The organism is Micromonospora sp. WMMD558, assembly GCF_049315255.1.
Taxonomy (GTDB): domain Bacteria; phylum Actinomycetota; class Actinomycetes; order Mycobacteriales; family Micromonosporaceae; genus Micromonospora.
The window spans coordinates 4,025,966-4,041,694 of the sequence record NZ_CP186061.1 but is presented as its reverse complement, the minus strand read 5'-3'; the positions used below and the strand labels follow the sequence as shown (position 1 = coordinate 4,041,694).

Sequence of the window (15,729 nt, the reverse complement as noted above, 5' to 3'; positions counted from 1 at the left end):
CTAAGCGCTTGCTTAGGATACATTTGATGGAGTGTGCGGCAGCGCCCCAGCCGCCGTCAACAGCCCGGACCCCGGCGACGTGGTATCAATGCCCGGCGAGGTTCGGGCAGGAAGGATGGCCGCGTTGACCGACACCGCCGAACTCTCCCGCGCCGACGCGACCCGTGCGCGACTGCTCGAGGCGGCCGTCTCCGCGTTCGCCGAGAAGGGCTTCCACGGCACGACGACCCGCGACATCGCCGCCGCGGCAGGGCTGAGCCCGGCCGCGCTCTACGTGCACCACAAGTCGAAGGAGGAGCTCCTCTACCTGATCTCACGATCAGGGCACGACCACGTGCTCCGGTTGGTGCGGGACGCCGCCGCGTCGTCCGACGACCCGGCCACCGCGCTACGGCGGCTGGTCCACGACTTCGTGGTCGTCCACGCCCGGGACCACATCAGCACCCGCGTCGTCAACTACGAGCTGACCGCGCTCAACCCCGAGCACCTCGCCGAGATCCGCGCCGTCCGGCACGGCATCGAGCAGGCGATCCGCCAGCTCATCGAGAGGGGCGTCGCCGCCGGGGTCTTCGACACGCCCGACCCGCGGATGGCGGGCGCCGCGCTGATGTCGCTCGGCGTCGACCTCGGCCGGTGGTACCGCGACGAGGGCGGCTGGAGCCCCGAGCACATCGCCGAGCAGTACGCCGAGATGGCGCTGCGCATCGTCGGCGCCCGCTGAGACCCGGGACCGAGGCACCCGCCTCCCGCCACCCCGACGCGCCGCCGGTTTCTTGATGCATTCAAGAGAAAAGTGGAGCATACTGCGCATCATGGCCACGACGGCGGAGTTCGAGCGCATGCTACGCGGCGCCGCGCTCCGCGTGACCCGGCCACGGCTGGCGGTGCTGGACGCGGTGCACCAGCATCCGCACGCCGACACCGACTCGATCATCCGTGCCGTGCGCGGGGACCTTCCCGAGGTGTCCCACCAGGCCGTGTACGACGTGCTGCGGGCGCTGACGGCCGCGGGTCTGGTACGGCGCATCCAGCCAGCCGGATCCGTGGCCCGCTACGAGTCGCGGGTCGGGGACAACCACCACCACCTCGTGTGCCGCTTGTGCGGTGCCATCACCGACGTCGACTGTGCCGTCGGTGGGGCGCCCTGCCTGACCGCGTCCGACGACCAGGGCTTCTCGATCGACGAGGCCGAGGTCACCTACTGGGGCGTCTGTCCCGGGTGCGTCGCGGCACCGGCAGCCAGTTGACCGGACAAGAGACAAGACAGGAGATGGACCGACGTGCCTGAGCACGGCAGCGAGAGCGAGAACCCGGCAATCCCCTCCCCGACCCCCAAGCCAGACCGGCGACCGCAGACCAACCAGGACTGGTGGCCAAATCAGCTGAACCTTCAGGTTCTCCACCAGCACTCGCCCCGGGCGAACCCGCTGGGCGAGGACTTCAGCTACCCGGAAGAGTTCAAGAAACTCGACGTCGAGGCGCTGAAGCGGGACATCTTCGAGGTCATGACGACGTCCCAGGACTGGTGGCCCGCCGACTACGGCCACTACGGGCCGCTCTTCATCCGGATGAGCTGGCACTCCGCCGGCACGTACCGGATCGAGGACGGCCGCGGCGGCGGTGGCGACGGCGCCCAGCGCTTCGCCCCGCTCAACAGCTGGCCGGACAACGCGAACCTGGACAAGGCACGCCGGCTGCTCTGGCCGGTCAAGCAGAAGTACGGGCAGAGCATCTCCTGGGCCGACCTCCTCGTCTTCGCCGGCAACTGCGCGCTGGAGTCGATGGGGTTCCGGACGTTCGGATTCGGCTTCGGGCGCGAGGACGTCTGGGAGCCCGAGGAGGTCTTCTGGGGACCGGAGGACACCTGGCTCGGCGACGAGCGCTACAGCGGCGACCGGGAGCTCTCCGGTCCGCTGGGCGCCGTGCAGATGGGCCTGATCTACGTGAACCCGGAGGGGCCCAACGGCACCCCGGATCCCCTCGCCGCCGCCCGGGACATCCGCGAGACGTTCCGCCGGATGGCGATGAACGACGAGGAGACCGTCGCCCTCATCGCCGGCGGTCACACGTTCGGCAAGACCCACGGCGCCGCCCGGGCCGACGAGTACGTCGGCCCCGAGCCCGAGGGCGCCCCGCTCGAGGAGCAGGGTCTGGGCTGGCGGAACACCTTCGGCTCCGGCAAGGGCAAGGACACGATCACCAGCGGCCTCGAAGGCGCGTGGACCCCCACCCCGATCACGTGGGACAACAGCTTCTTCGAGACCCTGTTCGGCTTCGAGTGGGAGCTCTGCGAGAGCCCCGCCGGCGCGAAGCAGTGGAAACCGAAGGACGGGGCCGCCGCGGACGCCGTGCCCGGCGCCCACGACCCCTCGGTCCGGTACGCCCCGATGATGGCGACGACCGACCTCGCGCTGCGCATGGACCCGACGTACGAGCAGATCTCCCGGCGCTTCATGGCGAACCCGGACCAGTTCGCGGAGGCCTTCGCCAAGGCCTGGTACAAGCTCCTGCACCGCGACATGGGACCGGTGTCGCGCTACCTCGGCCCGTGGGTCCCGGAGCCGCAGCTGTGGCAGGACCCGGTCCCGGCGGTCGACCACGAGCTGGTCACCGACGAGGACGTGGCCGCCCTCAAGCGCCAGCTCCTCGCCTCGGGGCTGTCCGTCGCGCAGTTGGTCCGCACGGCGTGGGCGGCGGCGGCGAGCTTCCGCGGCACCGACATGCGCGGCGGGGCCAACGGGGCCCGGATCCGCCTCGAACCGCAGCGGAACTGGGAGGTCAACGACCCGGCCGAACTCGCCACGGTGCTGCCGACGCTGGAGCGGATCCAGCAGGAGTTCACCAGCGCCCAGTCCGGCGGGAAGAAGGTCTCGCTCGCCGACCTGATCGTCCTCGGCGGGTGCGCGGGCGTCGAGCAGGCGGCCCGGAACGCCGGGCACGACATCACGGTCCCGTTCGCGCCGGGGCGTACGGACGCCTCGCAGGAGCAGACCGACGTCGAGTCCTTCCGGGTGCTCGAGCCGAAGGCGGACGGGTTCCGCAACTACGTCCGGGCGGGTGGCAAGCTGCCGCCGGAGACCCTGCTGCTGGACCGGGCCAACCTGCTGAACCTGACCGCCCCCGAGATGACGGTCCTCATCGGCGGCATGCGGGCCCTGAACGCCAACGTGGGGCAGACGCCGCACGGCGTCTTCACCGACCGGCCGGAGACGTTGACGAACGACTTCTTCGTCAACCTGCTCGACAACACCACGGAGTGGAAGGCGTCCACCTCCGCGCAGAACGTGTTCGAGGGCCGGGACCGCGCCACCGGGAAGGTCAAGTGGACGGCCACCGCCGTCGACCTGGTCTTCGGTGCGAACTCCCAGCTCCGAGCCATCGCCGAGGTCTACGGCGGTCACGACGCGCAGGGGAGGTTCGTCCAGGACTTCGTCACGGCGTGGGTCAAGGTCATGAACCTGGACCGGTACGACCTCGCCTGATCCCGAAGCGGCGGGCCCCGGTCACCGATGTGGCCGGGGCCTCCTCGTGCCCGGATCACTCCTCGCCGGCTCCGGCCCTCGCCGGGCCCGACCGGCGGGTGCCGTCGACGTACCGCCTAGGGTGGCGGCATGCCAGGCCCTGATCCGTCCGCCGGCGACTCGGTGGCGCAGAATCCGCTCACCCGGCTGACGCTGGCCGACCTCCGGCGGCGCACCAGTGTGAAGTGGCGCATGCACCCGCCCGACGTGCTCCCCCTCTGGGTGGCGGAGATGGACGTACCCCTCGCCCCCGCCGTGGCCGACGCGCTCCGCCACGCGATCGACCTCGGCGACACCGGGTACGCGCACGGCACGGCGTACGCCGAGGCGCTCGGCGACTTCGCCGCCGGCCGGTGGGAGTGGCACGACTTCCGCGTCGACCGCACGACCGTGGTGGCCGACGTGATGACGGGCATCGTCGAGGTGCTCCGGCTCGTGACCGACCCCGGCGACGCGGTGGTGGTGTGCTCCCCCGTCTACCCGCCCTTCTACGCGTTCGTCAGCCACGCCGACCGGCGGGTGATCGAAGCGCCGCTGGGGCCGGACCTGCGCATGGACGTCGCCGCTCTCGACGAGGCCTTCCGCCGCGCGCGGACGTACGGCCGCCGGCCGGCGTTCCTGATATGCAACCCGCACAACCCGACCGGCGTCGTCCACCGCCGCGACGAACTCGAGGCCGTCGCCGAGGCGGCCGGCCGGCACGGCGTACGGGTGATCTCCGACGAGATCCACGCTCCGCTGGTGCTGTCCGGGGCGCGCTTCACCCCGTACCTCACGGTGGCCGGCGCCGAGAACGCGTTCGCCCTGATCTCCGCCTCGAAGGCGTGGAACCTCGCCGGCCTCAAGGCGGCGCTCGCCGTCGCCGGGCCACGGGCAGCCGCCGACCTGAGCCGGATGCCGGAGGAGGTCAGCCACGGGCCCAGCCACCTGGGCGTCATCGCGCACACCGCCGCGTTCCGCGCCGGCGGACCGTGGCTCGACCTCGTCCTCGACGGCCTGGACGCCAACCGCACGGCGCTGGAGACGCTGCTGGCGCAGCACGCGCCGGCCATCCGGTACCACCGCCCCGAGGGCACCTACCTCGCCTGGCTGGACTGCACGGCGCTGGGCATCGACTCCGGGCGGCCGACCGGCGAACCGGGCGTCGCCAGCGACATCGCCGGGCCCGCGAAGATGTTCCTCGACCGGGCCCGGGTCGTCCTCAGTTCCGGGCACGTCTTCGGCACCGGCGGGGCCGGCTTCGTACGCCTCAACTTCGCCACCTCGCCCGCGATCCTCACCGACGCCGTGACCCGGATGGGCCGGGCGGTCGAGACGCACCACGCGTCGGCCGGCTGAAGTCACCATCTCGACACACCTCTACCCCACCGCCTGCCGCGCCACGAACACTTCCGGTATGGAGAACAGCGAGCGTGAGCGCACGGACGAGCGTTTCGAGAAGGTGGCCGAGCAGACCTCCGAGACCGTGACCCACGCGGCCTCGGTGCTCGAGGAGGAACTCGCGGCGGGCATGGCCAGCGCGCGGCGGCTCGAGGAGCGGCTCAGCGCCAACCGCAGGGTGGACCCGGAGGCGTTCGACGAACTGGTAGGGCGGGTGCGCACGGACGGGCACGCGCTGATCGACACCGTGGTCGGGCAGCTGAAGACGTCGGACGACCAGCGTGGCGAGGTCATCCGCCGGTACACCTCCGACGCGCACGACGCGCTGGACACCGTACTCAACCTCGCGCGACTGCTGCCGGACATGGCGAACGGGCTCGCCGACCGGCTCACGCCGCCGGCCCGGCAGGACCCGACGCCGTCGGACAGGTGAGCGGGCGATGGCGTCGACCACCGGCCTGGCCGGTGGGCGCGTCGAGCACATCCTGGAGCGCTACCGGACGCTCGTGATCGGCGCGCTGCTCAACGACCTGCCCTCGGGCGGGCCACGCTACCTCTACGACCTGGTGGCCGAGTACCCACGGCGGTGGGGCAAGGGGCTGCGCGCCGCGCTGTGCCTCGCGACCTGCCGGGCGTTCGGCGGTGCGACGCCGGTGGGGCTCAACGCCGCCGTGACCGTGGAGCTGTTCCACAACGCGTTCCTCATCCACGACGACATCCAGGACGAGAGCGAGCGGCGGCGCGGGGCACCAACGCTGCACGCCGAGTACGGGGTCGGCGTCGCCCTCAACGTCGGCAACATGACGAACCTGCTGGCGCTGCAACGGCTCGCCGCCAACCGCGAGGCGCTCGGCTCGGGCATCGCGTGGCGGCTGTTCGAGGAGACCGAGCTGATGCTGCGCCACTCGTTGGAGGGGCAGGCGATCGAGATCGGCTGGATCCGCGACAACGTCTGCGACCTGGACGCCGACGACTACTACCGGATGTGCCTGAAGAAGACCTCCTGGTACACGTGCATCTATCCGTGCCGGACCGGAGTCCTCGCCGCCACCGGGCGGCACGACGCGGTCGACATCCTGGACCGCTACGGCTGGTACCTGGGCGCGGCGTTCCAGATCCAGGACGACGCGCTCAACCTGACCGGCGACTACGCCCGGTACGGCAAGGAGATCGCGGGTGACCTCTGGGAGGGCAAGCGCACCCTGATCCTCATCGACTTCATGCGGAGGTGCACCGGCGACGAACGCGAACGGCTGGTCGGGTTCCTGAGCCGGACCCGGACGCAACGCACGGCGGCGGAGGTGCGCTGGCTGCACGGGCGACTCCTCGCGTACGACTGTGTCGAGTCCGCGCGCCGCAGCGCGCGGGAGCTGGCCGCGGCCGCACGGCGTGAAGGCCAACGGGCGCTGGGCGCGGCGGCCGAGACCGAGGACGGACGGTTCCTGCTCGACCTGACCGAGTACGTCGTGGAGCGCAGCCGGTAGACGACCGGCGCCCCGAAGCCGGACGCGAGGCTCGACGAACCAGGCCGGACGCGGCCCGGTCATGGCCCGACCGCGGGCGGAAGGTCGACGACGCGGGTCGCCAGGCGAGTCATCAGCGCGGGATCGTGGGTGATGAGGAGGACTCCGGCGTGGTGCCGCCGCTGGTAGTCGGTGACGACGGTGGCGAGATGGGCCTGGGTGGAGGCGTCCAGCATGGCGGTGGCCTCGTCGCAGAGCAGGTAACCGGGCCGGTGCACGAGCGCCCGGGCCAGGCAGGCGCGTTGCAGCTGTCCGTCGCTGACCGCGTGCGGGCGGCGGGTGAGCAGGTCCGGGGTGAGGCCGACGAGGTCGGCCAGCTCCGCCACCCGGGCCCGTGCCTCGCTCGTCGGGGTGCCGGTGGCGCATAGCGGCTCGGCGACGATGTCGGCGAGGCTGAGCCGCGGGTCGGTGGCGGCGCGCGGGCTCTGGAAGAGGATCGCGACCCGGGTACGGATCGCGGCCGGCAGCCGGTGCCGGGCTCCCGCCAGGGGCACGCCGTCGAGGGTGACGTGCCCGGCGTCGGGCGCGTGCAGCAGGGCGAGGACGCGGGCGAGGGTGGACTTGCCGCTGCCGGACGGCCCGCGCAGCCCGACCGTCTCGCCGCGGGCGACGTGCAGGTCGACGCGGTCGAGGACGCGTTGCCGGCGGTACGAGACGGTGACCGCCCGGGCGGCGAGCGCGGCGGCGGTCATGCCGTCACCGGGTGGTGACAGGCGACCCGGCCGGAGCCGTCCGCGCGCAGGCCGGGCAGGGAGCGGCAGGTGTCGGTGGCGCGGTCGCACCGGGGGGCGAAGGCGCAGCCGTCGGGCAGGGCGGTGAGCATCGGCGGGTGGCCGGGGACGGGTCGGAAGGCGCGGTCGGGCAGGGCGTCGAGGAGCCCGGCGGTGTAGGGGTGGGCCGGGGCGTCGAACAGGGCGCCGGTGGGGCGGTGTTCGACGATGCGGCTGGCGTACATGACGGCGACGGTGTCGGCGACACGGCGGGCGGCGGCGAGGTCGTGGGTGATGAGCAGGACGGTGCCGCCGGTGTCGCAGCGGCGGCGCAGGAGTTCCAGGGTGTGGTCGGCCAGGGGACGGTCGAGGCCGGTGGTCGGTTCGTCGGCGAGCAGGAGCGCCGGGTCGGGGGCGAGGGCGAGAGCGGTGGCCAGGCGCTGGGCCATGCCGCCGGACAGTTCGTGGGGGTAGCGGTGCAGGTCGGCGGGGTCCAGGCCGACGTCGGCGGCGAGCCGGTCGGCGGCGGCGGGCGCGTCGCGGCGGGTGTGACCGTGCGCGCGCAGCGTCTCCTCCAGCAGCCGCCGTCCGGTGCGGACCGGGGTGAGCGCGGTGGCGGGGCTCTGCGGTACGAGACCGACGACGCGTCCGCGCACTGTACGGGCGAGGTGCCGTTCACCGCAGCCGGTCAGGTCGACGGGGTCTCCGGTGTGCGGGCGCAGGCGCGCGTGGCCGGTGACGGTGGCGTTGCCGGGCAGCAGGCCCAGCAGCGCGTGAGCGAGCACGGACTTGCCGCACCCGGACTCCCCGACCACGGCGAGGAGCTCGCCGGGTTGAAGGGTGAGGTGCAGGTCGGTGACGGCGTGGACGGTGGCGTCGGGGAGACGGAACCGGACGGTCAGTCCGTCGATCTCCAGAAGTGGCGGGCGGCGGCCGGTGCCGGTCCCGGTCGTGGCGAGGGGCGCGGTGGTGGTCACAGGTTCAGCTCCGCTCGTACGCGGGGGTCGAGGCGGTCACGCCACCGGCCGGTCAGGGTGGCCAGGGCGAGGGTGACCGCGACGAGGGCGAGGCCGGGGACGATGCTGGCCCACCAGGCGCCGGTGAGCAGGGACCGCTGCCCGTCGTTGATCATGTTGCCGATGGAGGCGAGGTGCGGGGGCAGGCCGAGACCGAGGAAGGACAGGGCGGTCTCGTGCCAGACCGCGTGCGGGACCATCAGGGTGGTCGCCAACGCGAGCCGGGGCAGCACGTGCGGGAGCAGGTGGCGGGTGAGGACGCGGGCCCGGCCGGCACCGCCGGAGATCGCCGCGTCGACGAAGGGCCGGGTGCGCAGGCTGAGCAGCTCGGAGCGGACGATGCGGGCGGTCGACAGCCAGTGGGTCAGCCCGATGGACAGGATCACCGCCCCGAGGCTGGGTCGCAGCATCGCGACGACGAAGATGCCCAGCAGAAGGTGCGGCAGCGCGGCGATCGTGTCGACGACGCGCATCAGCACCCGGTCCACCGTACCGCCGACGGTGCCGGCGACCGCGCCGACGAGGCCGCCGATGACGGTGGCCACCAGCGCGGCGACCGCGCCGACGAGCAGGGAGACGCGCAGGCCGTAGAGGCTGCGGTGGGCGACGTCGCGGCCCAGGTCGTCGGTGCCGGCCGGGTGCTGCCAGGAGGGGGCGAGCCGGACGCGGGACAGGTCCACGGCGCTCTGGTCCAGCGGCCAGAGGACGGGGGCGAGCAGGCAGGCGGCGAACGCCACGGCGAGCACGCCGGCCGCGACCGTGGCCCCGGTGCCACCGGAGCGCCGCCGCCACCGTCGGGCGCGAGCGGGCAGGGCGAGGTCAGTCATCGAGGCGTACCCGGGGATCGGCGGCGGTGTAGGCGAGGTCGGTGGCGAGGTTCGCGGCCAGCACCACGACGGTGGTGGCGAGTGTGGTGGCGGCCAGCAGCGGGAAGTCGGCGCCGAGCGCGGCCTGCACGGTGACCGCCCCGACGCCGGGCAGGGAGAACACGGTCTCCACCAGCACGGCGCCACCGACCAGCTCGGGCAGGTGGGTGCCGACCAGGGTGAGGAACGGCAGCAGCGCGGTGCGCAGCGCGTGGCCGAACAGGACGGTGCGGCCGGGCAGGCCGCGGGCGCGCGCGGCGAGGACGTGGTCGTCGCGGAGGCTCTCCGCGACGGCGTCGCGGATGAACAGCACGAACCACGGCGCCTGGGAGACCGCCAGCACGGTCACGGGCAGGATCAGGTGCCGCGCCACGTCCGCGGGATCCGTGCCGGTGCTCCGGATGTCGGTGAGCCCGCCGGCGGGAAGCCAGCCGAGGGCGAGGGCGAACACGGCGATCGCCGCGAGCCCGATCCAGAACACCGGCATCGACTGGACGGCGTACGCGGTGGCGCGCAGCGCGCGGTCGAACCAGCCGCCGCGCCGGTACGCGGCGAGGGTGCCCAGCAGCACGCTCGCCACCAGCACCAGGGCGAGCGCGGTGCCGACGAGCAGCAACGTCCAGCCGGCGCGGGCGGCGAGGACCGAGGTGACCGGCTCGTGCCGGCTGGTCGACCAGCCCAGGTCGCCGTGGAGCAGGTTGCCGACCCAGCGGGCGTACTGCACCGGCAGCGGGTCGTCGACGCCCCAGTTGGCGCGGATCTGGGCGAGGTTCTCCTCGCTGGTGGTGAAAGCGGCGGCGCCGGCGTACTGCTGGGCGGGGTCGATCGGGGAGGCGGCGCCGAGGGCGAACATCCCCATGCTGGTCGCGGCCAGCACGGGTACGGCGACCAGGGTCCGGCGGCGGATCACCGCGCCGGCGCCGGCCCACCGCCGCCGCCCGTCCCGGACCCGCGCCGGGGGTGCCGTGTCGACCGGTGACGTGGTGGTGGTCACGGCTTCGTCGTCCAGGTGTGGACGTTCCACCAGAGGCTGTTGGCCACGTCGTGCTCGTGCGGCTCCACCCGCGGCGTCACACCCGCCACCGTGTCCTTCACGACGTAGGTGTGCTGCAGGTAGGTGAGGAAGACCCACGGCACGTCGGCGGCGAGCTGCTTCTGGAAGGTCGCGTACGCGGCCTTGCGGGCCGCCGGATCGGTGCTGTCGCGGCCGTCCTGCAACGCGTTGTCCACCACGGCCGACCGGTACGAGCCGGGGTTGAAGAAGCCCTGCCCGGCGAAGGCGGAGCTGAACAGCTTGTAGGAGACGAAGTCCGGGTCGTACGGGGTGCCGTAGCCCATCATCAGCGCGTCGGTCTTCATCCGGGGGGTGATCGCGTCCCAGGTCAGCCCCTCCGGCGTGACCTTGACGCCGACCTTCTTCGCGTCGGCGGTGACCGCGAGGGCGAGTTCCTTGCGCAGGCTGTCGCTGGCCGGGTACATCAGCGTGAACGCGGCCGGCCGGCCGGCCTTGACCCGGATGCCGTCCGGACCGGGCTTCCACCCGGCGGCGTCCAGGATGGCGGTCGCGGCGGCCGGGTCGGCCGTGGCCGCGCCGACGACGGACGGCTCGGCGAACTCCGACGACGGTGGCACCGGCCCGAACGCCGGTTCCCCGGCCCCGCCGAGCACACCGGTCACCATCGCCCGCCGGTCCACCGCCGCGGTCAGCGCCCGCCGCACGGCGGGATCACCGGTCACCGGGTTGCCCATCGGCAGCATCACCCCGCGGTAGTCGGCGGTGGGTACCCGCTGCACCCGGTAGCCGCCCTGCCCGTCGAACCCGGCGGCCAGCTTGGGCGCCAGCTCGGCCGCGTCGAACTCGCCGGCCCGCATCCGCTGGGCGCGGACGTTGTCGTCGGCGACGAACGCCACCACCACACCGGAGTTGGCGGGCCGGCCGCCCCAGTAGGTTTCGTTGGCCGCCAGCACGAGCCGGTCCCCCGGCGTCCACGACGTCACCCGGTACGGGCCGGTGCCCACCGGCTTCCGGTTGAACTCCGCCTTGTTGACGTCCTGGCCGGCGAACGCCTTCGCGGGGACGATGCCCAGCGCCAGGCGCTGGAGGAACGGCGCGTACGCGTACTTCAGCGTGAAGACCACGGTGGACGGGTCCGGCGCGACGACGGAGGCGAGCATGTCCAGATCCGAGCGCAGCGTCGAGTCGACCTTCGGGTCCAGCACCGCCTGGTAGGTGAACACGACGTCCTGCGCGGTGAGCGGGCTGCCGTCGTGGAACAGCACCCCCTCACGCAGCTTGGCGGTGACCGTCCTGCCGTCCGCCGACACGGCCGGCAGCTCGCGGGCCAGGGCCGGAACGATCTGGTTGCGGGCGTCCCGGGCGACCAGACCGTCGAAGATCAGCGAGCCACCGTCCACGCCGTAGTTCAGCACCGGGTTCAGCGTGTCCGGCTCCCCCGCCGTCGCCACCACGACGGTGCCGGCGCCGTCGGACCCACCGGAGGGCGTCGCCGACGACGAACAACCGGCGACGGCGAGGACGGCGGCGACGGCCGCCGCCGTCACACGCGCGGACATGCGCTTACCCATTTGACGTGCTCCCGAGGTTGTGCGGTGCGGTGCGGTGCGGCCCGCTGATGCCAGCGTTACGCAGTTGCCATATCTTCGCAATAGCCTCGGGAGTCGCGATCATCGGGTCGCCGGTCGCCGCGAACTGAGACGCGACGATCCGCCAGCGGAACGCGTGGTACGGGCAGGTGCCCGGGGAGGCAGCTAGTGCGGTGTCCACTTACGTTTGCCGGGTTGGTGGCTGTGGGGATTTGTCGTACGGGTGGTGTTGGCTCGGCCTCATGCCACGTCGTCGTGATCCGGGCGCGCCGCGGGTTGTGCATCGCACTGCGCGTGTCGCGTTGAGGTTGACGTCGGGGCAGCGGCGGCGGTGTTTTGGGTTGTTGCGTTCGGCTGGTGACGTGTGGGCGTGCGTGCTGGAGATCAACTCGTGGAGGCGCCGCCGCCGCGATGCGCCGCTGGCCGGCTATCAGGAGTTGTGTCGGGAGTTGGCGGCGGCCGGGCCGGGCACGTTTGGCGAGTTGGACACGACCGGTGCCCGGTCGGTGTTGCGGCGGTTCTCGGATGCGTGGTTCGCGGCGGCGAAACGTCGCGCGGCGGGTGAGGTGTCGGCCCGGTTTCCGCGTCGGCGGCGTCGGTTGGTGCCGGTGCGCTGGTATCACGGCACCTTCACGATCGAGGGGCGTCGGGTGCGTATCCCGGCTGCCAAGCGCATGCCGCCGTTGCGGGTTCGGCTGGCGCGAAACCTGCCGTATCCGGTCGAGCAGGTCCGTTCGATCACCCTGCTGTGCGACGGTGGTCGCCTGTTCCTCGACGTCACCGCCGAAGTCCCGATCGCCACCTACCCGCCCGGTGAGGAACCGGACCCACACCGGGTGGCCGGCGTGGATCTGGGGATCATCCACCCGTTCGCGGTCGCCGGCTGCGACGGCGAAGGGCTGCTGGTGTCCGGGCGGGTGATCCGCGCCGAGCACCGCATGCACCTGGCCGACACCAAGGCCCGCCGCCGCGCCGTCACGCGGCGGGCCCCGAAACCGGGTGAGAAGGGGTCACGGCGGTGGCGACAGTACCGCCGCCGGGCCCGGGCGGTGCAGGGGCGGCATCGGCGGCGGGTCCGCCAGGCCCAGCACGAAGCCGCGGCAACGGTCATCGGCTGGGCGCAGCAACGGCGGGCCGGGGTGCTGCACGTCGGCGACCCCCGCGGTGTGCTCGACATCCCGGCCGGGCGGCGGCACAACCTGCGGCTGCGCCAATGGCAGATCGGCCGGCTCCTGCAGATCCTGACCGACAAGGCCACCCTGGCCGGGATCACCGTCCGGCTGGTCGACGAGCGAGGCACCTCCTCCACCTGCCCCACCTGCGGCAGACGGGTACCCAAACCACGTGGACGGACGTTGTCCTGCCCGCACTGCACCTACTCCGGGCACCGCGACCTCGTCGCGGCCGCCACCATCGCCGCCCGCACCCCGGGCGGCGGACCCACCACCACGGCAGCACCCGTGCTGCCGGAGGTGGTCACGCACCGTCGAGCCGGCCGGCACCTCCCCGGCGCCGGCCGGTCCCGACGTGACCCCCGCCGCCCAACGATGGCGGCGCGAGGATCAGTTGGCCCGCGGAGGCCCGCCCCACCACCCGGTGGGGAGTCGCTCGCCCACCCGGCGAGGATCCACAGCATCCACCGGATTACCCGGTGAACGTTAGTGGACACCGCACTAGGCGCCGACGTAGGCCGCGAGATGCTCGCCGGTGAGGGTGGAGCGGGCCGCGACCAGATCGGCGGGGGTGCCCTCGAAGACGATCCGGCCGCCGTCGTGGCCGGCGCCCGGGCCGAGGTCGATGATCCAGTCGGCGTGCGCCATGACCGCCTGGTGGTGCTCGATGACGATCACCGACTTGCCCGAGTCGACGAGCCGGTCGAGCAGACCGAGCAACTGCTCGACGTCGGCGAGGTGGAGGCCGCTGGTCGGCTCGTCGAGGACGTAGACGCCGCCCCTGTCGGCCATGTGGGTGGCCAGCTTGAGCCGCTGCCGCTCGCCGCCGGACAGCGTGGTGAGCGGCTGGCCGAGGCTGAGGTAGCCGAGCCCGACGTCGGCCATCCGGGACAGGACCGCGTGGGCCGCCGGGGTCTTCGCCGCGCCGGACCCGAAGAACTCGGTCGCCTCGGTCACCGACATCGCGAGCACCTCGCTGATGTCCTTGCCGCCGAACAGATAGGTGAGCACCTCCGCCTGGAACCGCTTGCCGCCGCAGTCCTCGCAGACGGTCGTGACCCCGGCCATCACCCCCAGGTCGGTGTAGATGACGCCCGCGCCGTTGCAGGTGGGGCAGGCACCCTCGGAGTTGGCGCTGAACAGCGCCGGCTTCACGCCGTTGGCCTTGGCGAACGCCTTACGGATCGGGTCGAGGAGTCCGGTGTACGTCGCCGGGTTGCTCCGCCGCGAGCCGCGGATGGGCGTCTGGTCGACCGACACGACCCCGGCGGAGGCGGGGATCGATCCGTGGATCAGTGAGCTCTTGCCGGAGCCGGCGACGCCGGTGACGACGCACAGCACCCCGAGCGGGATGTCGACGTCGACGTCCCGGAGGTTGTGGGTCGCGGCGCCGCGGATCTCCAGCGTGCCGCTCGGCTTCCGGACCGACTCCTTCAGGGCGGCCCGGTCGTCGAAGTGGCGGCCGGTGACGGTGCCGCTGGCCCGCAGGCCCTCGACGGTGCCCTCGAAGCAGACGGTGCCGCCCGCGGTTCCGGCGCCGGGGCCCAGGTCGACGACGTGGTCGGCGATCTCGATCGCCTCCGGCTTGTGCTCCACGACCAGCACCGTGTTGCCCTTGTCCCGCAGCCGCAGCAGCAGGTCGTTCATCCGCCGGATGTCGTGCGGGTGCAGCCCGACGGTGGGCTCGTCGAAGACGTAGGTGACGTCGGTGAGCGAGGAGCCGAGGTGGCGGATCATCTTGACGCGCTGCGCCTCGCCGCCCGACAGCGTGCCCGACGGCCGGTCGAGCGAGAGGTAGCCCAGCCCGATCTCCACGAACGAGTCGAGGGTCCGCACCAGCCTGGTGAGCAACGGCGCCACCGACGGCTCGTCGAGGCCACGGGCCCAGTCGGCCAGGTCGCTGATCTGCAGCGCGCAGACGTCGGCGATGTTCCGCCCGTCGATCCTCGACGAACGCGCCTCCGCGCTGAGCCGGGTCCCGTCGCACTCGGGGCAGGTCGTGAACGTCACCGCCCGCTCGACGAAGGCGCGGATGTGCGGCTGCATCGCCTCGACGTCCTTGGACAGGAACGACTTCTGGATCGTCGGGATGAGCCCCGTGTACGTCAGGTTGATCCCGTCGACCTTGATCTTGGTCGGCTCCTTGTGGAGCAGGTCGTGCAGTTCCCTCTTGGTGTACCTGCGGATCGGCTTGTCGGGGTCGAAGTAGCCGGACCCGCGGAAGATGCGGCCGTACCAGCCGTCCATGCTGTAGCCGGGGATGGTGAGCGCGCCCTCGTTCAGCGACTTGCTGTCGTCGTACAGCGCGGTCAGGTCGAAGTCGGTGACCGATCCGGTGCCCTCGCAGCGCGGACACATGCCGCCGAGACGGTTGAAGGTGACCTTCTCGGTCCTGGTCCTGCCGGGGCCGCGCTCCACGGTGACCCCACCACTGGCCCGGACCGAGGGGACGTTGAACGAGTAGGCGTTGGGCCCGCCGATGTGTGGCTGTCCGAGCCGGCTGAACAGGATGCGGAGCATCGCGTTGGCGTCGGTGGCGGTGCCGACGGTGGAGCGGGGGTTGGCACCCATCCGCTCCTGGTCGACGATGATCGCGGTGGTCAGCCCTTCCAGCACGTCGACCTCGGGCCGGGTCAGCGTCGGCATGAAGCCCTGCACGAACGCGCTGTAGGTCTCATTGATCATCCGCTGCGACTCCGCGGCGATCGTGCCGAACACCAGCGAACTCTTGCCGGAGCCGGACACGCCCGTGAACACCGTGAGCCGGCGCTTCGGGATCTCGACGCTGACGTCCTTGAGGTTGTTCACCCGCGCGCCGAGCACGCGGATCAGGTCGTGGCTGTCCGCGGCGTGCGTCGTCGGCGGCTGCGTCCTCGTGGCCTTGCTCATCGTGTCTCCATCTGTGACGCGGGGCCGCCGTCGCGGACGGCGACCAGG

Annotated in this window: 13 protein-coding genes; 7 read left to right on the top strand and 6 right to left on the bottom strand. The window is 72.5% G+C overall.

The window, feature by feature from the left end:
• The first annotated feature begins 115 nt into the window (after positions 1-115).
• The 6 genes from ACN26Y_RS19295 (at position 116) to ACN26Y_RS19270 (ending at position 6,385) form a co-directional block, all read left to right on the top strand.
• Positions 116-721, top strand: coding sequence for a TetR family transcriptional regulator (locus tag ACN26Y_RS19295; protein ID WP_422733191.1), 606 nt, complete (start codon positions 116-118; stop codon positions 719-721).
• A gap of 91 nt (positions 722-812) precedes the next feature.
• A complete protein-coding gene (locus ACN26Y_RS19290) occupies positions 813-1,247 on the top strand; it encodes a Fur family transcriptional regulator (RefSeq protein ID WP_155331626.1) in 435 nt (144 codons plus the stop codon).
• A 33-nt stretch (positions 1,248-1,280) separates the two neighbouring features.
• Positions 1,281-3,482 carry a catalase/peroxidase HPI gene (gene katG, locus ACN26Y_RS19285; protein WP_155331625.1) on the top strand — a complete coding sequence of 734 codons (2,202 nt, stop codon included), beginning with the start codon at positions 1,281-1,283 and terminating at the stop codon, positions 3,480-3,482.
• Positions 3,483-3,611: 129 nt separating this feature from the next.
• Positions 3,612-4,859, top strand: a complete 1,248-nt coding sequence (locus ACN26Y_RS19280) for a MalY/PatB family protein (protein ID WP_422733190.1) — start codon at positions 3,612-3,614, stop codon at positions 4,857-4,859.
• A gap of 58 nt (positions 4,860-4,917) precedes the next feature.
• A complete protein-coding gene (locus ACN26Y_RS19275) occupies positions 4,918-5,334 on the top strand; it encodes a hypothetical protein (protein ID WP_155331623.1) in 417 nt (138 codons plus the stop codon).
• Positions 5,335-5,341: 7 nt separating this feature from the next.
• On the top strand, positions 5,342-6,385 hold the full coding sequence (locus tag ACN26Y_RS19270) for a polyprenyl synthetase family protein (protein WP_422733189.1): 1,044 nt from the start codon (positions 5,342-5,344) through the stop codon (positions 6,383-6,385).
• Positions 6,386-6,444: 59 nt separating this feature from the next.
• On the opposite strand, the gene ACN26Y_RS19265 is transcribed toward ACN26Y_RS19270, so the two are convergent.
• The 5 genes from ACN26Y_RS19265 to ACN26Y_RS19245 are packed head-to-tail and all read right to left on the bottom strand — an operon-like array spanning position 6,445 to position 11,590.
• A complete protein-coding gene (locus tag ACN26Y_RS19265) occupies positions 6,445-7,116 on the bottom strand; it encodes an ABC transporter ATP-binding protein (protein WP_155331621.1) in 672 nt (223 codons plus the stop codon).
• The gene (locus ACN26Y_RS19260) at positions 7,113-8,111 is read right to left on the bottom strand and encodes an ABC transporter ATP-binding protein (protein WP_366599595.1); all 999 of its coding nucleotides are present in this window, start codon (positions 8,109-8,111) and stop codon (positions 7,113-7,115) included. The genes ACN26Y_RS19265 and ACN26Y_RS19260 overlap by 4 nt, the downstream gene beginning before the upstream one ends.
• On the bottom strand, positions 8,108-8,977 hold the full coding sequence (locus ACN26Y_RS19255) for an ABC transporter permease (RefSeq protein WP_155331619.1): 870 nt from the start codon (positions 8,975-8,977) through the stop codon (positions 8,108-8,110). The genes ACN26Y_RS19260 and ACN26Y_RS19255 overlap by 4 nt, the downstream gene beginning before the upstream one ends.
• Complete coding sequence (locus ACN26Y_RS19250; protein WP_422733188.1) at positions 8,970-10,040, bottom strand: ABC transporter permease; 1,071 nt, start codon at positions 10,038-10,040, stop codon at positions 8,970-8,972. Before ACN26Y_RS19250 ends, ACN26Y_RS19255 begins: the two co-directional genes overlap by 8 nt.
• Positions 10,007-11,590, bottom strand: a complete 1,584-nt coding sequence (locus tag ACN26Y_RS19245; RefSeq protein WP_422733187.1) for an ABC transporter substrate-binding protein — start codon at positions 11,588-11,590, stop codon at positions 10,007-10,009. The genes ACN26Y_RS19250 and ACN26Y_RS19245 overlap by 34 nt, the downstream gene beginning before the upstream one ends.
• Before the next feature lie 272 nt (positions 11,591-11,862).
• On the opposite strand from ACN26Y_RS19245, the gene ACN26Y_RS19240 reads away from it, so the two are divergent.
• Complete coding sequence (locus ACN26Y_RS19240) at positions 11,863-13,275, top strand: RNA-guided endonuclease InsQ/TnpB family protein (RefSeq protein ID WP_422733186.1); 1,413 nt, start codon at positions 11,863-11,865, stop codon at positions 13,273-13,275.
• 18 nt (positions 13,276-13,293) lie between these two features.
• On the opposite strand, the gene ACN26Y_RS19235 is transcribed toward ACN26Y_RS19240, so the two are convergent.
• Entirely contained in the window at positions 13,294-15,681 is a 2,388-nt protein-coding gene (locus tag ACN26Y_RS19235; RefSeq protein WP_155331616.1) for an ATP-binding cassette domain-containing protein, read from the bottom strand.
• Between the last annotated feature and the right edge of the window lie 48 nt (positions 15,682-15,729).